This is a genomic window from Polaribacter sp. Hel1_85, from assembly GCF_000766795.1.
GTDB lineage: Bacteria > Bacteroidota > Bacteroidia > Flavobacteriales > Flavobacteriaceae > Polaribacter.
Window position 1 is genome coordinate 1,212,780 of sequence record NZ_JPDS01000001.1, and the last position, 26,405, is coordinate 1,239,184.

General features: G+C 29.0%; 24 protein-coding genes. 12 read left to right on the plus strand and 12 right to left on the minus strand.

The annotated features are described in order from the left end of the window. Positions 1 to 18: 18 nt before the first annotated feature. From PHEL85_RS05245 to ribB, 4 genes are all read left to right on the plus strand, one after another. Positions 19 to 2,487 (plus strand): FtsK/SpoIIIE family DNA translocase, encoded by a 2,469-nt coding sequence (locus PHEL85_RS05245; RefSeq protein WP_036821984.1) that lies wholly within the window; start codon positions 19 to 21, stop codon positions 2,485 to 2,487. Positions 2,488 to 2,524: 37 nt separating this feature from the next. Then, entirely contained in the window at positions 2,525 to 3,181 is a 657-nt protein-coding gene (locus PHEL85_RS05250; protein WP_036821986.1) for a LolA family protein, read from the plus strand. Between the two features lie 62 nt (positions 3,182 to 3,243). Next, positions 3,244 to 4,689 carry an LptF/LptG family permease gene (locus PHEL85_RS05255; RefSeq protein ID WP_036821990.1) on the plus strand — a complete coding sequence of 482 codons (1,446 nt, stop codon included), beginning with the start codon at positions 3,244 to 3,246 and terminating at the stop codon, positions 4,687 to 4,689. A 5-nt stretch (positions 4,690 to 4,694) separates the two neighbouring features. Continuing rightward, positions 4,695 to 5,840 (plus strand): 3,4-dihydroxy-2-butanone-4-phosphate synthase, encoded by a 1,146-nt coding sequence (gene ribB / locus PHEL85_RS05260; protein WP_036821993.1) that lies wholly within the window; start codon positions 4,695 to 4,697, stop codon positions 5,838 to 5,840. Between the two features lie 108 nt (positions 5,841 to 5,948). Here the strand turns inward: ribB and pepE are convergent, their stop codons facing one another. Next, entirely contained in the window at positions 5,949 to 6,650 is a 702-nt protein-coding gene (gene pepE / locus PHEL85_RS05265; RefSeq protein ID WP_036821996.1) for a dipeptidase PepE, read from the minus strand. 59 nt (positions 6,651 to 6,709) lie between these two features. Here pepE and PHEL85_RS05270 point away from each other — a divergent pair, with 59 nt between their 5' ends. The 7 genes from PHEL85_RS05270 to PHEL85_RS05300 all read left to right on the plus strand — a co-directional run bounded on the left by PHEL85_RS05270 (position 6,710) and on the right by PHEL85_RS05300 (position 14,671). Further along, a complete protein-coding gene (locus PHEL85_RS05270; protein WP_036821998.1) occupies positions 6,710 to 7,243 on the plus strand; it encodes a hypothetical protein in 534 nt (177 codons plus the stop codon). 40 nt (positions 7,244 to 7,283) lie between these two features. Next, entirely contained in the window at positions 7,284 to 8,141 is an 858-nt protein-coding gene (locus PHEL85_RS05275) for a hypothetical protein (RefSeq protein WP_235318242.1), read from the plus strand. A gap of 9 nt (positions 8,142 to 8,150) precedes the next feature. Continuing rightward, on the plus strand, positions 8,151 to 8,945 hold the full coding sequence (locus PHEL85_RS05280) for a hypothetical protein (protein ID WP_052108456.1): 795 nt from the start codon (positions 8,151 to 8,153) through the stop codon (positions 8,943 to 8,945). Between the two features lie 29 nt (positions 8,946 to 8,974). Then, positions 8,975 to 9,472 (plus strand): DUF6702 family protein, encoded by a 498-nt coding sequence (locus tag PHEL85_RS05285; RefSeq protein ID WP_036822000.1) that lies wholly within the window; start codon positions 8,975 to 8,977, stop codon positions 9,470 to 9,472. A gap of 61 nt (positions 9,473 to 9,533) precedes the next feature. Next, complete coding sequence (locus PHEL85_RS05290; RefSeq protein WP_036822002.1) at positions 9,534 to 11,654, plus strand: M1 family metallopeptidase; 2,121 nt, start codon at positions 9,534 to 9,536, stop codon at positions 11,652 to 11,654. A 149-nt stretch (positions 11,655 to 11,803) separates the two neighbouring features. Beyond that, positions 11,804 to 14,005 carry a M1 family metallopeptidase gene (locus PHEL85_RS05295; protein ID WP_036822004.1) on the plus strand — a complete coding sequence of 734 codons (2,202 nt, stop codon included), beginning with the start codon at positions 11,804 to 11,806 and terminating at the stop codon, positions 14,003 to 14,005. Between the two features lie 237 nt (positions 14,006 to 14,242). Next, a complete protein-coding gene (locus PHEL85_RS05300; RefSeq protein WP_036822007.1) occupies positions 14,243 to 14,671 on the plus strand; it encodes a hypothetical protein in 429 nt (142 codons plus the stop codon). A 3-nt stretch (positions 14,672 to 14,674) separates the two neighbouring features. On the opposite strand, the gene PHEL85_RS05305 is transcribed toward PHEL85_RS05300, so the two are convergent. Together PHEL85_RS05305 and PHEL85_RS05310 are read right to left on the minus strand one after the other, a co-directional pair. After that, a complete protein-coding gene (locus PHEL85_RS05305; protein WP_036822010.1) occupies positions 14,675 to 15,490 on the minus strand; it encodes a lysophospholipid acyltransferase family protein in 816 nt (271 codons plus the stop codon). Positions 15,491 to 15,548: 58 nt separating this feature from the next. Beyond that, positions 15,549 to 16,175, minus strand: coding sequence for an NUDIX hydrolase (locus tag PHEL85_RS05310; protein WP_036822013.1), 627 nt, complete (start codon positions 16,173 to 16,175; stop codon positions 15,549 to 15,551). Between the two features lie 99 nt (positions 16,176 to 16,274). Here PHEL85_RS05310 and PHEL85_RS05315 point away from each other — a divergent pair, with 99 nt between their 5' ends. Further along, positions 16,275 to 16,538, plus strand: coding sequence for a hypothetical protein (locus PHEL85_RS05315; protein ID WP_036822015.1), 264 nt, complete (start codon positions 16,275 to 16,277; stop codon positions 16,536 to 16,538). Here PHEL85_RS05315 and PHEL85_RS05320 read toward each other — a convergent pair. The 9 genes from PHEL85_RS05320 to PHEL85_RS05360 form a co-directional block, all read right to left on the minus strand. Continuing rightward, on the minus strand, positions 16,535 to 16,846 hold the full coding sequence (locus PHEL85_RS05320; RefSeq protein WP_036822019.1) for a DUF6787 family protein: 312 nt from the start codon (positions 16,844 to 16,846) through the stop codon (positions 16,535 to 16,537). The genes PHEL85_RS05315 and PHEL85_RS05320 overlap by 4 nt on opposite strands. Before the next feature lie 40 nt (positions 16,847 to 16,886). Continuing rightward, a complete protein-coding gene (locus PHEL85_RS05325) occupies positions 16,887 to 20,636 on the minus strand; it encodes a T9SS type A sorting domain-containing protein (RefSeq protein WP_081965077.1) in 3,750 nt (1,249 codons plus the stop codon). Between the two features lie 95 nt (positions 20,637 to 20,731). Next, complete coding sequence (gene lgt / locus PHEL85_RS05330; protein WP_036822026.1) at positions 20,732 to 21,574, minus strand: prolipoprotein diacylglyceryl transferase; 843 nt, start codon at positions 21,572 to 21,574, stop codon at positions 20,732 to 20,734. Positions 21,575 to 21,716: 142 nt separating this feature from the next. After that, a complete protein-coding gene (gene yidD / locus PHEL85_RS05335; protein ID WP_036822031.1) occupies positions 21,717 to 21,950 on the minus strand; it encodes a membrane protein insertion efficiency factor YidD in 234 nt (77 codons plus the stop codon). A 1-nt stretch (position 21,951) separates the two neighbouring features. Beyond that, positions 21,952 to 23,430 (minus strand): cysteine--tRNA ligase, encoded by a 1,479-nt coding sequence (gene cysS / locus PHEL85_RS05340; RefSeq protein WP_036822036.1) that lies wholly within the window; start codon positions 23,428 to 23,430, stop codon positions 21,952 to 21,954. 86 nt (positions 23,431 to 23,516) lie between these two features. Next, on the minus strand, positions 23,517 to 23,942 hold the full coding sequence (locus PHEL85_RS05345; RefSeq protein ID WP_036822039.1) for a hypothetical protein: 426 nt from the start codon (positions 23,940 to 23,942) through the stop codon (positions 23,517 to 23,519). 4 nt (positions 23,943 to 23,946) lie between these two features. Then, positions 23,947 to 25,311, minus strand: coding sequence for a hypothetical protein (locus PHEL85_RS05350; protein ID WP_036822044.1), 1,365 nt, complete (start codon positions 25,309 to 25,311; stop codon positions 23,947 to 23,949). Further along, positions 25,292 to 25,864, minus strand: a complete 573-nt coding sequence (locus PHEL85_RS05355; protein ID WP_036822049.1) for a hypothetical protein — start codon at positions 25,862 to 25,864, stop codon at positions 25,292 to 25,294. Before PHEL85_RS05355 ends, PHEL85_RS05350 begins: the two co-directional genes overlap by 20 nt. After that, positions 25,848 to 26,405 carry an RNA polymerase sigma factor gene (locus PHEL85_RS05360; RefSeq protein ID WP_036822051.1) on the minus strand — a complete coding sequence of 186 codons (558 nt, stop codon included), beginning with the start codon at positions 26,403 to 26,405 and terminating at the stop codon, positions 25,848 to 25,850. Before PHEL85_RS05360 ends, PHEL85_RS05355 begins: the two co-directional genes overlap by 17 nt.

Sequence of the window (26,405 nt, forward strand, 5' to 3'; positions counted from 1 at the left end):
AACAGACCAAAAACATTAATGGCTAAAAGGAAAACAAGCACAAAAACAACAATTAATTCTTCGGATAATAAACCGAGTATTTTTGCCTTTTTAAAAACAAGACAAGCACAAACAATTTTAGGAACCTTCTTAATTTTATTTGCTGCTTTTCTCTGTATTGCTTTTATTTCCTTTTTCTTTAATTGGCAAGAAGACCAAAGTACACTTACAGAATTAACAGACAAAACTGTTAGAAGTAAAAACTTACTAGGTAAAATTGGTGCAAATCTAAGTCACTTTTTTATTTATAAAAGTTTTGGTATTGGTGCATTTATCATCGCTTTTCAAGTTTTTTTAACTGGATTTTATATTCTTTTGAAAAAGAAACTTTCAGTAATAATTCTTTCTTGGAATTGGGGACTTATCGCAATGTTATGGGTTGCTGTTTCTTTAGGATTTGTAAATAATAAATATGCACTTCTACCAGGAATTATTGGTTTTGAAATCAATGAATTCTTACAAGCTTTTATTGGTAAAACAGGATTAATCATTCTTTTAAGTTTCTTTTTTATTACTTATCTTGTTTTAAGATATAGAGTAACTTTTGATAGATTTATTGAGAACCTAAAAAGAAAAAGAGAAGAAAGAAGAGCGCAAGCATTAATTGAAAGTGAGCTTGTAGATGAAACTTCAACCAATGAAGACACAGAAATAAAAGCAAAAGAAGTTTCTGAAACTATTGCTCTTAAAACTGATAAAAAAGAAAAATCTGGTGTTGAACTTTCTTTAGAAAATTTACAACCTACAATTTCTAAACATTCTGATGTTTCTGCCAAAAAAGAAGAAATTCCTTTAAAAGTAGATGGTCCTGTTTTAAAAACTGAAATTCCTAAAGAAGAGGAAAAGGAAGTAGAAATGGAAGTAGAAATCGATGTTGCCATTAATAGAGAAGAAGAACATTCTACAAAAAACTTATCCGATCAATTAGTAAAAGACTTTGGTGAATTTGATCCTACGTTAGAATTAGGAAATTTTAAATTCCCAACTTTTAACCTTTTAAAACAATACAACGAATCTATTTCTATTGATCCAGAAGAATTAGAAGCAAATAAAGATAGAATTGTAGATACACTTAAAAACTACAAAATTGGTATTGCAGAAATAAAAGCAACAGTTGGACCAACAATTACATTGTACGAAATTGTACCAGAAGCTGGAATTAGAATTTCTAAAATTAAAAATTTAGAAGATGATATTGCGCTTTCTTTATCAGCATTAGGAATTAGAATTATTGCTCCTATTCCAGGAAAAGGAACTATTGGTATTGAAGTACCTAATAAAAAATCGACCATTGTTTCTATGCATTCTGTTATTTCATCAAAGAAATTTCAAGAATCTCAGATGGAGCTTCCAATCGCTTTAGGAAAAACAATTTCTAATGAAACTTTTGTAGTTGATTTGGCTAAAATGCCTCACTTATTAATGGCTGGTGCAACAGGACAAGGGAAATCTGTTGGTTTAAATGCGGTTTTAACATCACTTTTATATAAAAAACATCCTGCTGAAGTAAAATTTATTTTAGTAGATCCAAAGAAAGTAGAACTTACTTTATTTAATAAAATTGAGCGTCATTATTTGGCAAAATTACCAGATAGTGAAGATGCTATTATTACAGACACAACAAAAGTTGTTCATACTTTAAACTCATTGTGTATAGAAATGGACAATCGTTACGATTTGCTCAAAAATGCAATGGTTCGTAATATCAAAGAATATAATGCCAAGTTTAAGGCCCGTAAATTAAATCCTAATGATGGTCATCAATACTTACCATATATTGTTTTAGTGATTGATGAATTTGCCGACTTAATTATGACTGCTGGTAAAGAAGTAGAAACACCAATTGCACGTTTGGCACAATTGGCTAGAGCTATCGGAATTCATTTAATTGTTGCCACACAAAGACCCTCTGTAAACGTAATTACAGGTATTATTAAAGCAAATTTCCCTGCAAGAATTGCATTTAGAGTTACTTCAAAAATAGATTCTAGAACAATTTTAGACGCTGGAGGAGCAGATCAATTAATTGGTCGTGGAGATATGTTATATACTGCTGGTAATAATCTAAATAGAATACAATGTGCATTTGTAGACACACCAGAAGTAGAAAAAATTACTGATTTTATTGGTTCTCAAAGAGCCTATGCAGAAGCACATATGTTGCCTGAATATGTAGATGATGAAAATGGCACAAGTATTGATATAGACATAGCAGACAGAGACAAACTCTTTAAAGAAGCTGCAGAAATTATTATTACTGCACAACAAGGATCTGCTTCTTTGTTGCAAAGAAAATTAAAATTAGGATACAATAGAGCTGGAAGATTAATAGATCAATTAGAAGCTGCAGGAATTGTAGGTGGATTTGAAGGAAGTAAAGCAAGACAAGTTTTAGTGCCAGATTTTATAGCATTAGAACAATTATTAGAAAACGAAAAAAATCAATAGCCTCTCAACTGCGTTTGAGAAGACAAGAAATACAATTATGAAAAAAATAGGAATCTTATTTTTAAGTTTATTTATAACAACCATTACTTTTTCACAAAATTCTGAAGAAGCAAAATCGCTTTTAGACGAAGTTTCTACCAAAATGGGAGCTTATGAAAATATGTCTATAAATTTTAGCCAAACTTTAAGTAATGAAGATGCAGGCATCAAAGAAGGTGATGAACCGCCAATTAGAGGTCAAATTTCATTACAAGGAGAAAAATACAGCTTAAATTACATGGGAAATAAATTCATCTTCGATGGAGCAAAATTGTATGTAATTAATAATGATGAAAAAGAAATTACTGTTACAGAAAGTGATATGGGAGGAGATGATGGTTTTATTTATCCTTCTAAATTATTAACTTTTTATAAAGAAGGTTACAATTTTGAAATGGGAAATTTAAAAAACTTAAACGGTAGAAAAATTCAATTGGTAACTTTAAATCCAATAGATAGTAATTCTGACATTGTAATGGTAGAACTAGCAATAGATGCAAAAACAAAACATATTTATAAGCTAATTCAAACAGGTTCTAACGGTTCTAAAACTACATTTACAATTACAGAATTTAAAAGCAATCAAACTTTGTCTAGCAATTTTTTCTCATTTGATGAGGCAAAATACAAAAAGCTAAACTTCACAATAGACTAATATATTTCCAATTAACAGAAAATTAGTAGCTTCTTTCATCTTAAGAAACTACTTTTGTCGAGATGAAAATTTTAGATAGATACATCCTAAAAACATTTTTAGTTCCTTTTGTAGCTACATTTCTAATTGTGCTTTTTGTTTTGGTGATGCAAGTTTTATGGCAAACCTTCGAAAACATTGCTGGTAAAGGTATTAGTGTACCTTTTATCTTAAAATTTCTATATTATACAACTTTAATTATTACACCTCAAGCCTTGCCAATTGGAGTCCTTTTATCTTCCATTATGGCATTAGGTAATTTAGGTGAAAATTACGAGTTTGCTGCAGCAAAATCTGCAGGAATCTCTCTACAACGCTTGGTTAGACCATTGGTTTTCTTAACATTTATTCTAAGCGGAATCAACTTTTTATTTTTAAATAATATTTACCCTTATGCTGTTTTAAAGCAAAAGAATTTATATCTAAATATTAAAAAGAAAAAACCAGCAATGGCTTTAGTTCCTGGTAGTTTTAATAGTGATATTCCTGGGTTTCAAATTAAATTTGATGAAAAATACGGTGAAGAAGAAAACTTATTAAGAAAAGTTTTAATCTACGATTTAACAACTGGTAAAGGAAATCAAAAAGTAATTACTGCAGAAAGAGGAAAAATTATTTCTGAAGAAGGAAGCCGTTATATGACATTTGTTTTATACGATGGATATTATTATGAAGAGCATGTAAAATCTGCAAAAACAAACTTAAAAAGAAAGAAAATGGCAGCCTCAAATGCCACTTTTAAAGAATATGAATTTAATATAGATATTTCTGATGTTTCTGGTGATAAAGGTTTAGATGAAACTAGACATACCAAAAATTTTATGATGCTAAGTTTAAATCAATTAGGAGATACAATTCCGAGTTTAAAAACTAGTTATGATGAAGTTTTACTTTTAAAATCTAAAAACATATATGCTACAGCCATAGCTAGAGATTTATATAAATACCCAGATTCTATTAAAACAAAAAATATCAATCCAGATGTTTTAGAAAATTTTGACTTAAAAAGTAAGATTAATATTCTAAACTCTGCATCAACAAAAGCAGGAAGAGCCTTAAGTTCCATTAAAAATAATATGGCATCTATTAAGTGGAAAAGAAAAACTCTTAACTTTTTTGACACCGAATATTATAATAGAATTGCATTTTCACTATCCTGTTTAATTCTCTTTTTTATTGGCGCTCCATTAGGTTCAATTATTAGAAAAGGAGGTTTTGGATTACCAATGATACTTGCAATTGCAATTTACGTAACCTATTTTTTTAGTAACACTTTTGGTAAAAACTTAGCAGAAGAAAGTTCTATTTCATCCTTTTTAGGTTCTTGGATAGCAGCATTTATAATGATTCCGATGGGTATTTTACTAACAAGAAGAGCCACAAGAGACAAAGGGATTTTTAATGTGGATGCAATTACGCTACCAATTATCAATTTCTTTAAAAAAATATTTTCAAAAAAAGAAGCATAACTAATATGACAACTCAAAATACTAAAACCAATACACAATTAAACTCAATTTCTGATGCTATTGAAGATATAAGAAATGGTAAAGTTATTATTGTTGTAGATGATGAAAACAGAGAGAATGAAGGCGATTTTTTAGCTGCTGCTGATAAAGTAACTCCAGAAATGATTAATTTCATGGCAACTCATGGTAGAGGTTTAATTTGTGCACCATTAACAGAAACTCGATGTAAAGAGCTAGACTTACATGTTATGGTAAACAATAACACAGATCCTATGGAAACTGCTTTTACAGTTTCTGTAGATTTACGTGGTAAAGGAGTTACAACAGGTATTTCTGCTAGTGATAGAGCTTTAACTATAAAAGCATTAGTAGAAGAAAATACCAAACCGTTTGATTTGGCAAGACCTGGTCATATTTTTCCTCTTATAGCAAAAGAAGGTGGCGTTTTAAGAAGAACTGGTCACACAGAAGCTGCCATAGATTTTGCACGTTTAGCTGGCTTACAACCTGCAGGTGTTATTGTAGAAATCATGAATAAAGATGGAACTATGGCACGTTTACCTCAACTTTTAGAGGTTGCTAAAAAGTTTGATATTAAAATTGTTTCTATTGAAGATTTAGTTGCTTATAGAATGGAACATGATTCTTTAATTGAAATAAAAGAAGACTTTGATATAAAAACTAGATTTGGTGATTTTAGACTAAGAGCTTATCAACAAACAACAAATAATCAAGTTCATATTGCTTTATCTAAAGGTAGTTGGTCTAAAGATGAACCTATTTTAACAAGAGTAAATTCTACTTTGGTAAATAATGATATTCTAGGAACCTTAACAAATGATGCTGATAAAAAATTAGATCAAATGTTTCAAGTGATTAATAATGAAGGAAAAGGTGCTATTATTTTTGTAAATCAGCAGAATCAATCTCAAAAATTATTGAGTAGATTATCTATCTTAAAAGAACGTCAAGTTAAAGGAGAAATGAAAGCGCCAGATATTAAAATGGACAACAAAGATTTTGGTATTGGAGCTCAGATTTTACACGATTTAAACATCAGTAAATTAAAACTAATTACAAATACTCAACAAACAAAACGTGTAGGTATGATTGGTTATGGCTTAGAGATTGTAGATTATGTACAGTATTAATAGTTTTTAGTTTTTAGTTTTTAGTAAAAATGAAAATGAAAAGACTTCGATATACTAAGTCTTACATTCATTAAAACTTATCAACCTAGTAACTTTGAGACTTTAAAACTATAAACCAACTTCTACTCCACTTTCTAATTCAATTGGCTTTTGATTTTGTTGAAATAGTCTAGCAGAATACTTTCCTCGCAACATAATTTTATCATTAGAAACTTCTAACCAACTTCCTTCACGCAAACCTAAAACAGGAGTTTCATTAAAAACATGAAATTCTTTAATACGAGTTTCTCTAGTTTCTCCCATATGTTTAGAACCTTCAATTGGATCTAAATAATGCGCATTAATATTAAAAGAAATACAACCTAAAGTTACAAAACTTGGTGGATACACAATTGGCATATCATTAGTATTCATCATACTTACACCACAGATGTTACTTCCTGCACTTGTACCTAAATAAGGAATTCCTGCATCAATTACTTCTTTTAAAACATTTAAAACATTATTTTTATACAATTGATTTACCAACTCAAAAGTATTTCCTCCACCGGTAAAAATAGCTTCAGCATTTTTAATTGCTTCAATAGGGTTTTTAAGTTCATGAATCCCTTTTACATCAATATTAATAGTAGAAAAAGCTTCTTTTGCTATAACAGTATATTCATCATAAGAAATTCCACTTGGTCTTGCATAAGGAATAAAAAGTAGTTCTTTAACTTTATTAAAATGAAATTTTAATGTGGGCATTAAATAGGCTAAATATTTACTTCCATGCACTGTTGATGTACTTGCAATAATCATTTTTTTCATAAATCAAAAATAGTGATTTTATAAGTAGCTTTTTTGTACATTTGAATAAAACAAAAACTATGAAAACGAAAATTTTATTACTACTAACTGTAGTTACTTTCTTAACAGCCTGTGAAACAAACGACAATGCTAATATTAGTATTACAAGTGCAGATTTAATTGGAACTTGGAATTTAACCCAACAATCAATTGATAATGGAAGTATGATTTTAACTACTCAAGAAGCTACTTTGAATGCTACATATTCTGCATATGCTGAAGACATTGATTTTACATATTCTTTTACTGAAAACCCAAACAAATTAAATTTAGCAGGATCTTATAATTTAGTTGCTACAGCAAACTTTTTAGGACAAAACAATACTGAAAAAGAAGAAGTTGATACTAGTTTATATCCAATAGATGCAGTAGAATGGTCTTTAAATGGTAACACATTAACTATTATCGAGAATGAAGATTTTCCAACAATTTTAAATGTGGAAGAATTTTCTGAAGGTTATTTAAAATTAAAAGGTGAAATTGATGAAACTGAATCTATTGATGGTGAATCTGTACAAATAAAGGCAACAATTACTATAATTTTAGAAAAATAACTAGCACAAAACAATCTCTTAAAAGCATCACTAACAAGTGATGTTTTTTTATTTAACACAAGTTTATAATTCTGTTAATACATTTTTAAGAAGCATTGCTGCTTTCTTTGTATTGATGAAAAATGCGTTCGTATTAGTTACTTTTTTATGCTGTTTTCTTAGCTTAAAGGCTCAAGAAAAAAGGTTTTATATAACAGGTAAAACTGTTGTAAATGGAAATTCTATTCTAGATGTACATATTATTAATAAAAACACTAAAATTGGTACAATAACCAATGATAATGGTGTTTTTGAAATTCCTGTTAAATTAGGAGATAGCTTATTTTTATCACACTTAAACTTACAAGATAAACTTATTTTAATAACAGAAAAAATACTATTAGATAAAAATTTCACTATTCATTTAGATGAAAAAACAGTCGTTTTAAATGAAATGGTTTTAGAAAAACAACGAAGTATTTTTTATCAAGATCCAGAAATAACTACATACAAAGGTCCTAAAGTTACAGCAAAAACCCTGAATTTACCTTATGCAAATACAACAGTTGAAAAAGATGAATCTGTAATAAAATTTCGTTCTGGAGGCGTTGTTAGTTTAGACAATTTAATTAATAGTCTTAATGGAAATAATAAAAGAGAAAAACAACTAAAAAAGATGTCTGCTGAAGATGTACAGCTAGAAAAAATTAGAAAGCATTTTACTGATGACTTTTTTATAACTGATTTAAAAATTAAAAAAGAATATATCAATCAGTTTTTAAATGATTGTATCGACAAGAATATTATCAATATTTATAAACGAGATGATAAAATAACATTAACTAAATTATTAATGGATGAAAGCAAATTGTATCCTAAAAAAATAGTTGATGAAGATTTATATTTATCTAACCATTAAATGTACTGAATGATAAAAAAACTACTTGAACTCTTTTTATTATTCTTTACGATAATTTCTCTTTCTCAAGAGAAGCAAATACTAATCTCTGGAAAAATTTTAGACTCTATAGGTATTGTTAAGAATGCAAATATCATCAACTTAAAAACAAATCAAGGTACATTTTCTTTTGATGACGGAAGCTTTAGCATTTTTGTTCATATTGGAGATTCTCTACAAATTTCGTCTGTACAACACATCACCAAAAAAATGAAGATTCGCAAAGAAACCACAGCAAAAAACTCATTAATAATTAGACTAAAGTCGAATACTTATGTTTTAGATGCATTCGAATTAAAAAGACACAACTTAACAGGTAGATTAGGTATCGATATTAAAAATATACCCACAGACAAAAAAGATTCTTTGTTAAGAAATGTAATGGATTTTTCTAATGTAGATTTTAAAAAGAAAGATTTTAGAATTGATGAAAACATGAAAGCAAAGCCACCAATTGTAAATACGGTACCAAACTCTTTTTCTGGTGCAGGAGCAAGTGTAAGTATACCTTTTAAAGATAAAGAAAGTATATTACGTAAAGAATTAAATCGCAAAAAAGCAGTTCCTTATAAAATATTATCAACTCTTGGAAAAAAATTTTTCTTTGATGAATTAAAGATTCCTAAAGACAACTATTTTCATTTTTTAGATTATTGCAATCCTTTAGGCATCGAAAAACTTCATCAAGAAAATAAAATTTTAGAACTCATAAAAATCTTTCAGAAAGAAAGTGTGCCTTATTTAAAAATCATAAAAAAAGAGTAATTTGGCGCAATAATTGTTTTAAACTTTATATGAAATTTAAAAAAACTATTTTACTTTTATTTATAATTCCACTACTTTCCTTCTCTGCTCACAAGTATTATTTGAGTTTAACACAAATTGAATATAGAAGCGAATTACAATCTGTACAGATAACAATAAATGTTTTTATGGATGATATAGAAGAAGCATTAAATAAAGACAACAACATTGATTTACAATTACATACAAAAAAAGAATTGCCAAATAACGATGTTTATTTTATACAATATTTAAAAGAAAAATTGCATTTTAAGATTGATGATGTGGCTAAAGAATTCAATTATATTGGAAAAGAATATGAAGGTGATTTAGTCTATTTTTATTTAGAAATTGAAAAGATAGAAAAATTAAATGCTATAGAAATTGAAAATAAAATTTTAACAACTCACTTTCCTAAACAACAAAATTTAATCAAATTTAAAGTCGGTAAAAATCATAAAAGTATTTTGTTAGATGCCAAAAATGATAAAGGTTTGTTAAAATTTTAACTAATTTTAACTTTTTTACTTGCTAATCCTTAATTTGTCCGCTAATTCAAATCGTGTACAAATGAAAAAAATTACGCTACTCTTATTATCACTTTGTTTTATTGGAGCATCTGCTTTTGCTCAAGAAAAAAGAATTACACAACAAGGGCATACAAATCAAAATAAGTTTAAACAACTTAAAGACCAATTAGCAACTCCAAATAGTCAAAGAACTGCTTCAGGAGCTCCTGGTGTAAATTACACACAGCAAAAGGTAGATTATGTAATGGATATTGTTTTAGATGACGAAAAGCAGACAATAACTGGTAAAGAAACCATTGTTTATCATAATAACTCTACAGACGAATTAGCATATTTATGGGTTCAATTAGACCAAAATATGAGAGCAAAAGATTCTAAAACTCCAGATATTAGCACTAATAAAGTTCCTAAAAAGATTAGCAAAAGATGGTTTAAACGAGTTTTTCCAGACAACTCTTTTGATGGTGGATTCAAAATTACAAGTGTAACAAATACAGATGGCAGTAATTTATCTCATACCATTAATCAAACAATGATGAGAATTAATCTAGCAAAACCTTTAGCGTCTGGCGAAACTTTTTCTTTTAAAATTAACTGGTGGTATAACATCAACAATCACAGAACACAAGGAGGAAGATCTGGTTATGAACATTTTACAGAAAACGGAAATAATAATTATGTAATTGCTCAATTTTTTCCAAGATTGTGTGTGTATGATAATGTTGAAGGTTGGCAAAACGACCAGTTTTGGGGAAGAAGTGAATTTGCTCTTGAATTTGGAGATTATACTGTAAACATTACAACTCCTGAAGATCATATGTTAGGAGCAACTGGTGTTTTACAAAACGAAAGAGAAGTTTTTTCAAATACAGAATTAAAAAGATTAGCCAAAGCTAGAAAAACGTACGACAATCCTGTAGTTATTAGAACTCAAAAAGAAGCTACAAAAATTGAAAAATCTAAATCCTCAAAAACAAAAACATGGAAATTTGTTGCAAAAAATGTAAGAGATTATGCTTTTGCAACTTCTAGAAAATTTATCTGGGACGCAATGGCAGTAGATATTAATGGAAAATCTGTAATGGCTTATTCATTATATTCTAAAGAAGCAAACCCTTTATATGGAGACCATTCTACAAGAGCAGTTGCTCAAACTTTAAAAACGTATTCTAAATATACTTTTGATTATCCTTATCACAAAGCAATTTCTGTAGATGGGCAAATGGGAATGGAATATCCACAGATTTGTTTTAACCCTGGAAGACCAAATGCAGATGGAACGTATTCTGATAGAACAAAATACAGAATGATAAAAGTAACGATTCATGAAGTTGGGCATAACTTTTTTCCGATGATTGTAAATTCTGATGAAAGACAATGGACTTGGATGGATGAAGGTTTAAACTCTTATGTAGAAATGCAAGCAGAATTAGATTATGACAAAGATTTCCCTATCACAAGAGGATATCCAAAAAACATAGTAAAATATATGACAGGAGATCAATCTAAAATTGCACCAATAATGTCTAAAGGAGATCATGTATATGAATTTGGAAACAACGCTTATGGTAAACCTGCAACTGCATTATGGATTCTAAGAGAAACGATTATGGGACATGAATTATTTGATCATGCATTTAGAACCTATTCTCAAAGATGGATGTTTAAACACCCAACTCCTGCAGATTTCTTTAGAACCATGGAAGATGCTTCTGGGATAGATTTAGACTGGTTTTGGAGAGGTTGGTTTTACACAACAGATGTAACAGATATTGGAATTACAGGTGTAAAAAAATTCTCTGAAAAAGAAAGTGATGATGAAGTAGAATTCATAGAAGATACTTCTAAAGGTTTAGGGTTCTCTAAAAAACATAATAAATATCTTTATGAAATTACTTATAACAAACCTGGAGGTTTAGTAATGCCAATTATTGTTGAGTTTACATACAAAGATGGTACAAAAGAAAGAAAAACTTATCCTGCTCAAATTTGGAGATATAATGATAATGAAATATCTAAAGTCTTTTCTTCTTCAAAAGAAATATCAAATATTACAATTGACCCAGATTTAGAAACAGCAGATGTGGATACCTCAAATAATAGCTGGCCAAAAGAGAAGAAAAATAAATTCGAAAAATTTAAAAACAAAATTAAAGGATAATACACGTTAAAAGCGATACTTATAGGGTCTCGCTTTTTTATTTTCAATTCCTTAATATTTTGATAAAGGTTTGTTAAAATTGAAACATATTAACATCCTTTTATATACTTATTACTAATTTTATCCACATTTAATTCAAATTATAACAAATGAAAAAAATCTCTTTAATAATTTTTTCTTTATTCTTTGTTGTTGCTGCTAGTTTTGCACAAGAAAAAGAAGAAGAAAAGAAATTAGAAAAAGGACACATTGATCAAAACAAATTTAGGCAACTAAAAGATGTTTTGGCTACTCCAAACGATCAACATACAGCTTCTGGTGCACCTGGCAGCCAATATAGTCAACAAAAAGTTGATTATGTAATGGACATTCGTTTAGAAGAAAGCACAAACAAAATTTATGGTAATGAGTCTATTACTTATCATAATAATTCTAAAGACCAATTAGAGTATTTATGGGTTCAGTTAGACCAAAATATGAGAGCAGATGACTCTAAAACTCCTTTAGCAAAATCTACTGGAGCTTCAGCATTTATTACACCTGCTAACTTTCAAAGTACTTACATGAAAGAAAGTAAAGGGTTTGGTTTTAATATAGAGAAAGTAGAAAGTAATGGTAAACCTTTATCTCACTTTATCAACAGAACAATGATGCGTATTAATTTACCTCAACCTTTAGCATCTGGAGATACTTTTAAATTTAGGATTAAATGGAACTACAAAATAAACGACATTAATAAAGATGGTGGTCGATCTGGATTAGAGTCTTTTCCTGATGGAAACAACAACTATACAATTGCTCAATTTTTTCCAAGATTAGCAGTTTATAATAATGTTGAAGGATGGCAAAATATGCAATTCTGGGGACGTTCTGAATTTGCTTTAGAATTTGGAGATTATGAAGTAAACTTAACGGTACCTGCAGATCATATTGTAGACGCAACTGGTGTTTTACAAAACGAAAAAAATGTGTTAACTAAAACACAACGCAAACGTTGGGAAAAAGCTAGAAACACATACGATAACCCAGTAATGATTGTAACACAAGCAGAAGCTGAAAAAGCTGAAAAAGGACGTGCTACAAAAACAAAAACTTGGACATTTAAAGCAAAAAGAGTTAGAGATTTTGCTTTTGCTTCTTCAAGAAAATATATTTGGGATGCAATGGCAACCAATGTAAATGGAAAAACTGTAATGGCTGTTTCATTATATCCTAAAGAAGGAAATCCTTTATGGGAAGAGCATTCTACAAGAGCTGTAGCTCATACATTAATAGAATACTCAAAACTTACGTTTGATTATCCTTATCCAAAAGCTATTTCTGTTCATTCAGAAAGACAAGGAATGGAATACCCAATGATTTGTTTCAACTTTGGTCGTCCAAATCCTGATGGAACCTATTCTGACAGAACTAAAAAAGGAATGTTAGGTGTAATTATTCATGAAGTTGGACACAACTTCTTTCCAATGATTGTAAATTCTGATGAAAGACAATGGACTTGGATGGATGAAGGTTTAAATTCTTTTGTTGAAATTTTAGCAGAATTTACTTATGACAAACCATTGTTTGATAAAAATCCTGCTAAAAACATTACAAGATATATGAGTGGAGACCAAAGTAACTTATCTCCTATTATGTCTCAAGGAGATTATGTAAAACAATTTGGGCCAAATGCATATACTAAACCAGCTGCGGGTTTATACATTTTAAGACAAACTATTATGGGACCAGAATTATTTGACCACGCTTTTAGAACATACTCTAAACGTTGGATGTTTAAACACCCAACTCCTGCAGATTTCTTTAGATCTATGGAAGATGCTTCTGGTATGGATTTAGATTGGTTTTGGAGAGGTTGGTTTTATACAACTGATGTAAATGATATAGGTATTAAAGAAGTTAAACCTTTATATTTAACAGACAAACCAAGTGAAAGAGTTGCTAAATTAAAAGAGCAATACAAACAATATTTTGATGGTTTAGGAGACTTGGTTTTCATAACTGATAAAAAAGAAGATGCGAACCCAAAAGCTATGGATGCTTATGCAGAAGGTAAAGAAATTCCTTCTTTTATTTATTCTGTTGAGTTTGAAAAACCAGGAGGTTTAATAATGCCTCTTATTGTTGAACTAACTTATGCTGATGGTTCTACTGAAAAGCAAACTTTTCCTGCTCAAATTTGGATGAAAAATGATAACAAGGTAAAAAGAGTCTTTGCTTCAACAAAAGAAATTACGAGCATAAAAGTAGATCCAGATATGGAAACTGCCGATGTAGATACTTCTAACAATAGTTGGCCTAAGAAAGAAACTAAAAAGTTTGACAACTTTAAAAATAAAGTAAAAGGATAGACAATTTTTAGTTAATTTGTTTTTAAAAGTCTCACATTAGTGTGAGGCTTTTTTTTGTGTCTAAGAGAGCTTCATAAAAACTTAAATATAATTCATTATATTAAAAAACTTAATATTATAAAAAGTTTGAATCCAAATAAGAAAAATTTCTTCCTCTTTTTCTTGCTACTATTTACTTGTAGCAACTTTATATATGGCCAAAATTCGGTAAAATTTTCAGTACATCAAGATTTAAAATTGCTTGTAACTGGTGATAAATTAGGAAATGGAGCCGGAACATTAAATATAATTACTAGATTAAAATATGAAAATGACCAACTAAATTTAGGTTATTTTAATTACGGAGTAGAATTTGAAAGAGCCAATATTGCGCATGGATTTACAAGATATGGAGCAATATTTGGTTTCACATTCAATAGAATTACAAATAACCCTAATTTTCAAGTAACAACTTTATTAGGATTAGGTAATATTAGTAGGAAAAAGCATAACACTTATAGTTGGTCAGGATCGCTAGAGTTTAATTATAGTATTAACAAGCATTTAAAAATAAGTGCATTAAATCAACTTACAGAAAGAACAGATTTAGGAAGAATGCATTCTAAAAATGTAAACAGGTATAGTTTTTTTATTGGATTAGAAATTAATCTTTATAAATTTAATTGAAAACTAACTCCAGAATTCTCTTTTCTTATTTAAAGCTTCTTCTTCTTTTGTTAATTCTTCTAATTCCTTTACAGATAATACTTTTAAAAATGAAGGATGTTGCTCAATAGCAAACTCTATCTTTGTTACAATATCTGCAATTTCTTCATTCTCGTAATCAATTTCTAAAGGCTCTTTAATAACCATAGATTGCAAAACATTTCGTTTTTTAATGTTCAATCCTTTTTTATCGAATGAACGTCTAAAACCATCAATTACAATTGGCACAACTATAGGCTTAAATGTTTTTATAATATGAGCTGTACCTCTTCTAATAGGTCTAAAAGGTGTAGTTGTTCCTTGAGGAAAAGTAATTACCCAACCATCATTTATTGCTTTCCCTATATTAGAAATATCAGAATTTTTCACTTGTCTTTTGACATCTTTACCTGCACTTCTCCAAGTTCTATCAATAGAAACAGACCCTGCATAAGCAAATATTTTTGGCAACAAACCAGCTTTCATTGTCTCACCAGCTGCAACAAAATAAATATTTAATTTTGGGTTCCAAATATAACCTACATTTTTAATGGTGTCATCTCTACCCTTTAAAGCAGCATTAAAAACATGAAACATTGCAGCAACATCTGCAAAATATGTTTGGTGATTAGAAATAAACAAAACACCAGAATCTGGTAAATTTCTTAAAATTTCTGAACCTTCAATCTGTAGATTATTAAACTTGCGATATCTTCCATGAGAAACAAGTCCAAAAATTCGAATGATCATCTTTTTTAAAAACAAAATATGACCAAATGGATTCCTTTTAAATAAAGGCATTCTAATTTATTTTTTTATTACGTGAGAAGCAAATTTACAAAAACAAATAAGAAAGAAACTATTTTAATAGTTCTTTAATTTCAGAGAGCATCATTGCTGTAGCTCCCCAAACGATGTAACCATTTAACTTAAAGCATGGTACCTCTATATTATTCATATAAGAAGTATTCATATTTACTGAAGTTATACTATCATCACTTAAAAAATCATTTAATAAAACTTCTATGATATTATTTACTTCATAATTTAAATTAAAACTAGGTTTTTCATCAATAAAACCTAGAAAAGGTGTTGCCAAAAAATTACTTGGCGGTATGTAAACATCTGTTAATTCTCTAATAATTTTAATAGATGATTGTGCTATACCTACTTCTTCAAAAGTCTCTCTTAATGCAGTTCCCTCTAAGTTTTTATCAATCTCATCAATCTTACCACCTGGAAAACTTATTTGTGCAGAATGTGTACCTTTATAACTAGCCCTTTGTGTAAGTAAAAAACACGTTTCATTTCTTATATTAGGATAAAACAATGCTAGTACTGCTGCTTTTCTTGGGTTTTTAGCTTTAATTTTATCAGCATTATAGTTTAAACGCATTTTAGGCGCTAATTTAAATTGAGCCTCTAATCCACCTAATTCTGATGTTTGTAATTGAACCAGTTTATTTTTAAAATCAATAAAATTCATCAAAAAAAAAATTTACTTTACACAAACTTATCAATTTCACATTTAAATAAATATTATTTGGCAGGAATTTTGATTAATTTAGTGTAATTAAAATACTACATGAATAAGAAATATAAAAAATTAGTTTTAAGCATCATTTTAGATGCTGTTGGTTTTATCCCTTTTATAGATATAGTTTGGGCGCCTTTATCTGCCTATTTAATGACCAAAATGTATAAAGGAAAACAAGGAAAAATTGCAGCAGTAATTAGTTTTATTGAAGAAGCGATTCCTTTTTCTGATGTAATACCAACATTTACAATAATGTGGATTTATAGCTATGTTATTAACAAAGAAAAAGTGGAAGAGATCATAGAATTTTAAGCTTCTTTTTTGAATAAAAAACCTAAACCTAGTCTACTTAAAAACTTTTTTTCAAAAGCCCAAAAGAATTTAAACTGACCAAATAACCAACCTACAATTGGCAATGTTGCCTGATAAATTGGAAAAATCAACAAAATTCTTAATGGCCAATACAACCATGCAACTGTTGTTTCTGGTGTTAAACCAATAAAACTAGTCACTGGTTTTGCTACCCAAGCTGCAAAAGAGCCATTGATTGCAAAAACAATAAAAATTGCAATTACAGACCAATTATTTTCAATTCCCCAACGTTGTTTTAATTTCTCCATATTCTGGCAAAACTACAACTAGGAAACCAATTAAGAAAATTTAGTTGATAATTATTTTTTTTGTAAAACTACCTATCAAGTTTTTGACTTTTACAATGTATATTCCTTTTTGAAAACTAGCTGTATTAATTTTTATTTCAGAAAGTGATTTCGGGTTTTTAACATCGGTTACTTTCTGTCCTAGAATATTATAAATCAACACCTCATCTAGCAAGTCATTAGAAAAAATTAGTAGTTGTTTATTTTTATTGACAATAGAGACCTCATTTAATTTATTATCTTCTGTATTTAACACTGTTTCCTTAAAAGTGATAAAAAACCTATTATTATATACACCTAAATCTAAATTTACAACTACCTTTTCTGTTGTTATATTATAATAAACTTGAGTTAGCGTATCATATAAGAAAACATTTGTACTTAAGTTTAAAATCTCATCTATTTTAAAAGTTACTTCTCTTGTTGCATCCGTTTGCACTTTTAAAGGAATCATTATAGAATCATTGAAATCTTCTATTCCTGTAATAGAAAAAGGCAAATCACTTTCTTTAATAGCTAAAGCCATATCTGTAGATTTATAATCCCACATTTCTGCTTCAAAACCTTTATCAAAATTATTTGTTAACCCTCTAAAAGCAACAGAAACTGGTCTATGATAGATTTCTTCATTATATAAAAATTCGAACCCAATTCTTAAAATTGGAATATTTGAAGTATTTTCTTTTGATTGATTTTTACTGAAAAACACATTTGGCGTATTAAAAGCTCTTTGTGTATTATTATTGAAATTAATTGTTCCTCCTGTACCAGAAGCTTCTACAAAAAAGCCTTGTCCAACACCAACATATTGTCCAGGAACTTTTAACCCAGTTCCATCACCTAAAGAAGATGCAGAATTACCTACACCAGCAACTCTAGATGCATAACCTCCAAGATAATTTGAATTATAATGATCTGTATCATTACCAGCTTCATAAAAATAGATTGTTCCTGTTATTGCAGTCGAATTTTCTGTGGTAAATATATCTATATCTATTGGAGATGGATAAGGATTCCCTAAAAGACTCCAAGTTCCACTACCAAAAGCATCTATTGTATGTTCATAATCTCCATCATTTGGTCTACCAACAAAAGTATAGTTTTGCCCACTTACTGCACCAGTACTTTTCTTACTAAAACCTTCACCTGGACTAAATAATTCTGATGATTCATCTATTTGAGTTGTCCATGCACCACTATTAATAAATTTTGACAACCATCGTGTACTTAAGGTTATTGGTGAAGTGCCATCATCTCCATCTAAATCTGCCGAAAAAATAATATCTGAAGGAGTGCCTGTTGCAGCTAACGGAGTGGTACCATCTTTTAAAACTCCTGCAATATTGTATGTTAAACCATCTGTTGTAACTGGTGAAGTCCAATATCCTGTTTGGAAAACATTTGATAAAGTACCTGTTACATCTTTATATAAATTTCCACTACCAGAAGCATTTTTTGTATTGGTATGTGTTTGCATTAATTGTGCACTTCCTAATAAGCGTAAATCTCCATCTAATTCTAAAGCATTTACAACAGTTAACTCAACCCCATCTGCTATTGTTAATGTTTGACCGCTTTCTACATTTAAACAATCGCAATTTGTATTTGCTGTAATTGTAATATCTCCTTGTACTCTAATTCCTAAACTTGAATCTGTATTATCTGGCACTCCAGCATTACTACCTCCAGTCCAACCTCCATTATAAACAATTTCAGTTTCTGAACACTCTATATAATCGAAACCCAAAATATCATTGTAACCTACTGCTCCTTTTACATCTACAGCATTAGAAGTTGTAAAAGCTGCATCTGTAAAAGTAAAAGATAAGTTTGCAACTACTTCATCACTATCAATATGACTATTAGCTTTTCCAGTAAATGTTAATTCTGCCTCCGTATTAGAATTAAGAGTTAAAACTGCTGTTAATCCTTCGGGTACATTACTAATAGTTACTTCTGTATCTGAAAATGTACCCGAACTTGCAAAAAAAGTATCATCCGTTAAAGTAATTATTAATGAGTTTGTATTGTCAATAGTTCCGTTATTTGAAGCTGATATTTCATTATACTTTAATGTATAATATTCATTAATATCGTTTCCTCTATTTCCTGAGATAAAAAATTTAGATCCAGTATCATTAAAAATAATACCCGTAGGTAAATCATCTTCTGAACTAACCGAAATATTTTGTACAAAAGTAGGAGCTACTGACAATAAATCATAAGCAGAATTTAAAGAGTATTCATTAATATCGTTTCCAGAATTACCTATTACATAAAGTGAAGTACCATCGTTATTGAAAGTCATTCCTAGTGGTGCTGTATCCTGTGCAGAAACAGAAAAAGTACCTGTTGGTCCAGAAGCTATACCTGTTAAATCATAACCCGAACTTAATGTATAGACTGTAACATCATTACCTGTATTTCCTAAAATAAACAATAGTGTACCATCATTATTAAAAGCAATACTTGAAGAATTATTTTCATCTAAAGAGATATCAAAAGCTCCTAAATGAGTAACCATAGATTCTAATTTATAAGGTTCAGATAATAAGTATTCATTTACTTCATCTCCATTAGTACCTGTTATATAAAATTTTGATCCATCATTATTAAATACCATACCTCTAGGTTGAGACTCTTGACTTGTAATATTATAAGAAATATCAATTACAGCTGTACTAATATCATAAGGTGATGATAAAGAATGTTGGTTTATTTTATTTTGTGAATCTCCAACTACATACATTTTAGTTCCATTATTGTTAAATAATATATCTTGAGGAAGTGTTTCAAAAGATTGAATTATATAACTACCTATATAACTTTCTGAAGAGAAATCGTAATTTGTAGACAAATCATATTCATCTACATCATCTCCGTTTGAGCCAATAATATAATATTTTGATCCATCATTATTAAACACCATTCCTTGAGGTGCTGTTTCTTGAGCAGAGATAGAATGATTTGAAGAAAATGTTGCATCAGATAAATCATATTCATTTCCAGAAGAAAAAGTGTAAATATTTATATCATCACCTGAATTACCAGTAATATACATCTCACTTCCATCATTATTAAAAACAACAGACCTCGCATTTAGTTCTTGACCACTTATATCTAACACATTTTCTACAGCACTTGTTGTGGAAATATCATATGCACTACTTAAATCAAATTCATAAACATTATCCTTATTTCTATCTGTAATGTACATTTTAAACCCATCATCATTAAAAGTCATACCATTTGGTCTTTGAGCATTATTTGGATCAGGTAGAGCGTCAAATGCAAATACTGCAGCTTCAAAATCAAAAGTACTGTTAAAAGTTGCAGAGGATACATCCCAATTTGTTGACAAGCTATATTCAGTAATATCATTACCAGAATCACCAGTTATATACATTTTTGATCCTGTATTATTAAACGTTATATCTTGTGGAGCTGTTTCTTGTGCTTCTACATTAAAATAACTATCTATTTCATTAATAGTAGACAAATCATACGCAACTGATAAATTATGCTGGATTACATGATCTCCTGCAGAACCAACAGTATAAAATTTAGTACCGCTATCTCCAAAAGCTAACCCAGTGGGAGAACTCTCTTCCGAAAAAATTGTTACCGATTTTGCAAAAGTAGCAGTAGAAATATTAAATAAATCAGTTCCTGAATAAGATAAACTTTGCCCATAAAAAGACAATTGCAATAATGCAAAAAATAGAATTAGGGGAATGTTTTTTCGTGCCATTTTTAACTAATTAAAATACGGGGGATTAAAGTAATTAGATTATAAATATAGTAAAAATCTACTTAGTCACTAGAAATTAGAAAAATCTATAGTCTCTACTTCTTCCTAAACATTAACCAAAAACCTATTAATACCAAAGGAATGCTTAAAACTTGACCTGTGTTTAAAGAATTGAAAACCCAATCTTCTCTACCGTCTACTTGCGCTTCTTTTAAGAATTCTATAAAGAAACGTAATGACCAAAGAACTACCATAAACAAACCAAAAAGAAAACCTGTTTGCTGCTTTTTATCTGTTTTCCAATATAAATGCCACATTACAAAGAATAATGCTAAATAACTAAATGCTTCGTACAATTGTGTTGGATGCCTTGGCACTGTTTCTCCTGCTGCTTTAAAAATTACTCCAAAATTAGATCCTGTTTCTTTTCCATAAATTTCTGAATTGAAAAAGTTTCCGAAACGGATAAAAAATCCTGCTAAAGCAACCATAATTGCTAATCTATCTAAAATAAATAACCAAGGTTTTTGTAAATGTTTCTTTGCATAAAAATATAATGCTAAAGGAATCCCTATTGCTGCTCCATGACTTGCAAAACCTGTAAAACCAGTAAACTTCCATCCTTTAATAATTCCAAATAAAGAATCGTTTGCACTTTCTTTTATTGGTAAAAATATTTCTAATAAATGGTTTTGATAATAATCCCAACTATAAAAGAGAACGTCTCCTAAACGCATTCCTACAAGCATCGAAATAAAAACGTACATAAATAATACATCTAGTTTTTCTGCGGGGATTTTATCTTCAATATAGATTTTTTTCATCAGTCTTAACCCCAATAAAAATGCTGCTACAAACATTAAACTGTACCAACGAATAACAAAAAAACCTAAATCTATTCCTATTGAAGGATTCCACTCTATTGCTAAAAAACTCATATATTTTAAATTCTATGTCTGGTCGAGCGCAGTCGAGACCTAATTATTAAAACGTAATTCTAAAAAACCTCTCGAAAAACTGCGTTTTCTACTTTCAATCAAAATATATTTTGATTTCAGTAATGCTCGAGGTAACAATTATTTATTCTTTCTTATCTGGTACAGGATCATAACCACTTCCTCCCCAAGGATGACAACTAAAAATTCTTTTTAATGCCAACCATCCACCAGAAAATAAACCATGTTTTTGCAAAGCTTCAATTGTGTAATGTGAGCACGTTGGACTGTATCTACAAGTTGATGGTGTAAATGGTGAAATTGCAACTTGATAGAATCTAACTAACAAAATAAATGGATATGAAAGTATTTTCTTCAATTTAATTTATTAAAAAAGTTGTGCCTTCTTTACCGTCTTTCAACTGAATGCCTAATGCAATTAACTCATCTCTAATTTGATCTGACAATGCCCAATCTTTATTTTCTCTTGCTTCTTTTCTTAATTTGATTAATAACTCTACAACACCATTTATTTTTTCTGAATTGTCTTGAGAATTTTCATTCATCAACCCTAAAACATCAAAAACAAAAGCGTTAATTGTTTGTTTCAATTCTGTTAAATCATCTGCAGTCAAACTTGCTTTTTGCTCTTTTATCAAATTGATAACTTTTACTGCTTCAAATAAATGTGAAATTAAAATTGGTGTATTAAAATCGTCATTCATTGCTGCATAACAAGCTTTTTTCCATTTTTGAACATCAAAAGTAGATGTTTTTGCAGCTTCAATCTTATCTAAAAAATTAACTGCTTCCATTAATTTAGAATGTCCTTTTTCTGATGCTTCTAAAGCTTCGCCAGAAAAATCTAAAATGCTTCTATAATTAGCTTGCATGTTAAAGAAACGCACAACAGATGCAGAAAATGCTTTTGGCAAAATATCATTTTCTCCTGTTAAAATTTCATTCGGTAAAATAAAATTTCCTGTAGATTTTGCCATTCTCTGGCCATTTAAAGAAAGCATATTTGTATGCATCCAATAATTTACAGGTGTTACGCCACTACATGTTTTAGATTGTGCTATTTCACATTCGTGATGAGGGAATTTTAAATCCATTCCTCCTCCATGAATATCAAAACTTTCTCCTAAATACTTAGTACTCATCACAGAGCATTCTAAATGCCAACCAGGAAAACCATCACTCCAAGGAGAAGGCCAACGCATAATATGGCGTTCATCTGCTTTTTTCCAAAGTGCAAAATCTTGTGGGTTTTTCTTATCCGATTGTCCGTCTAAAGTTCTTGTATTATGAATTAAGTCTTCTACTTTTCTCCCAGATAGAATTCCGTAATTTTCTTTTTTATTGTATTCATGAACATCAAAATACACAGAACCATTTACTTCGTAAGCAAAACCTTTTTCTATAATTTCTTTAATCATTTCTATCTGCTCCACAATATGACCTGTTGCAGTTGGTTCTATACTTGGTGGTAAAAAGTTGTAATTTTTTAAAACATCGTGAAAATCTACCGTGTAACGTTGTACTACTTCCATCGGTTCAATTTGTTCTAAACGTGCTTTTCTAGCAATTTTATCTTCACCTTCTTCAGCATCGTTTTCTAAGTGACCTGCATCTGTAATATTACGAACATAACGCACTTTATACCCTAAATGCAACAAATATCTATATACAACATCAAAGAACATAAAAGTTCTAACATTACCTAAATGTGCGTTGCTATAAACTGTTGGACCACAAACATACATACCTACGTATCCGTCTGTTATGGGTTTAAAATCCTCTTTTTTCTTAGATAAAGAGTTGTATACTTTAAGTTGATTTTCTTTGTAGCGTTCCATTAAAAAATTGACTATTTACTGGCGATAAATATAGTCACTTTAAAAAGAATAGCGAAATGGAATTTGTTAGAAGTTTGGTAAAATAATTAGCTCTTTGCTAAACGGCTTTTTATGGATAAAAATAATGTTTGATTATAAGATTTAAAGTAATCTTTTAGAGGTATTTCTTTTAAAAAAGTACAACCAGAACATACTAAAACTTTTTCATTAGAATTTTTAATAATTTGGATTTGTTCTTTTTGTTTTTGGGTTAGTTTAAAAGTTTCTAATCTTTCTAACTCTACCAAAATTAATAATGATAACAGCTTGTTTTCTGGGTTTTTAGAAAATAATTCTTTTTTAATTTTACGATAACTTAAAGAATCTATTAAATTAAAAAACTCTTTAACAATTGGTGTTGGTCTACCTGAAAAGAAGCAAGAATTACCAATAGCTTTATCTAAAGTAACTTTCTCTTGAGCATAAGAATTTAGAAAGAAAATCAGTAAAAATAAAGTTATAAAACGATGCATTTATTTATTGAATTATAATCTGACTATAATCTCCATTAACTTTAATAATGTTGTTTTCACTATTATTTTTGTTCAAAAAAGCAGCGCGTTTATTGTCTAGTTTTACACTGTTTACTTTGTATTTAAATGCACTATTTGTGTTTCCTAAAATTAATTTAGCATCAGAATGACTAAGATTTAAAATAAACTCTCCAAATCTTGGGTTAAATTTTTCGACTGTTAATTCTCCAAATTTATTAGACAAATTTACATTTTCATTTATCAATGCAATTTTTACTCCAGAAGAATTATTCGACATTTTTGTATTTGTAACTGATGCAATTTTTGCATCAGTTACATTATTTAAAAATAAAGTACATCCATTTAAATCTGCAATAGAAACTTTAGAATAATCTATTGTTAGTTTTCCTCCGTTTAAAAAACCTGCATTAAAACCACCATATTTTACATTACCAGAAGCAACTGTATTGGGTAATTTTACTTTACAATGACGTGTATTTAAATTAAAAGTAGCTTTTTTAGGTACTTTAATTTCTAATCTTTTTTTAATCTTAATTTTCTTTCCATTTATGGTAATATCATCAGAATCTGAATGAAAATTTAACTTCATTTCCATAATTTTTTCTTTTGCCTTAGCCAATTCTTTTCTTATTTTTTCTTTATCTATTTTTTTATATTGAATTCTTGCTTTTTCTAAACCTTCTTTCATTTTTAATTTAGATTTTACAAGTTTCTCTTTCATTTTTTGCTTATCAAAAGACAATTTTTCTTTTAATTCTCTGTACTTTTTAGTTTTCTTAAAAGCGTCCCACTCTTTTTTAGATTTAATTCTAATTTTGTCCTCACCATCATTCCATTCAAAAGAATAGTCTCCATCTTTTTTCATCTCTTCTTCAATATTGTCTAAATTAAAATCGAAGTCAAAATCAAAGTCAAAATCCATATCAAAATCAAAATTCATTTCAGGAATAATAATAGAATCAAAATCTGGCATTTGAATATCTGGAAAATTAAAATCGATATTATCATGAATGATAAAATTATTTCTAGAACCTAAAAAACTATTTCCTTGAGAATTAATTTTTACTTTACTCTTATTACCCAAAGCTTCAAAATTCCAGTTTTTAAAGTACTTTTCTGCTTCTTTTTTAGACAATCCTTCTATTTCTATAAATGCCTCAACTTGCACTTCATTTTTATTCCAAGTTGTTACATTAATTTCTGTATTAGAAGCATTAATAGCGACTTCTACATCTTTATTCACCTTAAAATTTTCGGTAAATTTCTCATCAAACTTTTGCGCAAATACTGTTCCTAAAAAACAGATTGCAATTAAAGTTACTATTGGTTTATATAATTTGTGTTTCATTTTGTTTTGTGTTTAAATTTTTAAGTTGTTTTAATTGCTTTTTCAAGCGTTTTAACAGTTGTAAGCGTAATTGTAAATTACTAATCAATGCATCTATTGTTGAATCATTAACTCCTTTTGTATTGAGCTCTAGCGTTAATGATTTGTATTCTTTTGTGAGTTCTGCTATTTTAATTAAATAACCATCTACGATTTCCTTATTGTCATCAGTCATTTCTAATTGACTGATTTCCATATTAATACTATTTTTATAATAATTTTCTATGGTTTGAAATTCTGGCGAAATACTTCCTAAACTTATTTCCTTTAATGTTGGATTACTTTCTATTTCAATAGGATTCTCTATATTTTTTGAAGGATAAAATTGAATTGCCAAACTAATTAATAGCACAACTGAAGCTGCCATAGACAACCATTTAAAATTTCTCTTTTTTGGTTTTTGCTGATGTATTTCTTGTTGCAATAAATCTTCAAATTTTGTTGAATGATTTGCAGACATCTCTACATTTTCTTCCTTAAAATCTTTTAATAAATCTCTAATATCTTGCTGCATAACTCGTGTTTATTAACTGTTCTTTCAATAATTTTTTCCCTCTTAATAAATGTGTTCTAGAAGTGTTTTCTGTAATTTGTAAAACCTCTGCAATTTCCTGATGATCAAATCCTTCTAACAAATACAAGGTTAAAACCAGTCTGTATTTATCTTTTAAATTGTTAATTACTTCGACAATTCCATCTACAGAAATACTTGATTCAACCTTCCAATCATCTTCTTCTTGTTTTGCAATTACTTCCTCATTTATAGAAACTAATTCTAGCTTATTTTTCTTTAATTGATCTATACTTTGGTTGATAACAATTCTTTTTAACCAAGCTCCAAAAGCAACTTCATTTTTATATTTTTCAATATTTTTAAACGCTTTTATAAACGCATCTTGCATTACATCTTCTGCAACAAATCTGTCTTTTACATATCTAAAAGCCACTAAAAACATTGCCTTACAATACAAATTATACAACTGCATTTGCGCTTTGCTACAGTTATTTTTGCATTGATCAATGATAGGTTGATGTAATTGTTTGGTTGATTTCAT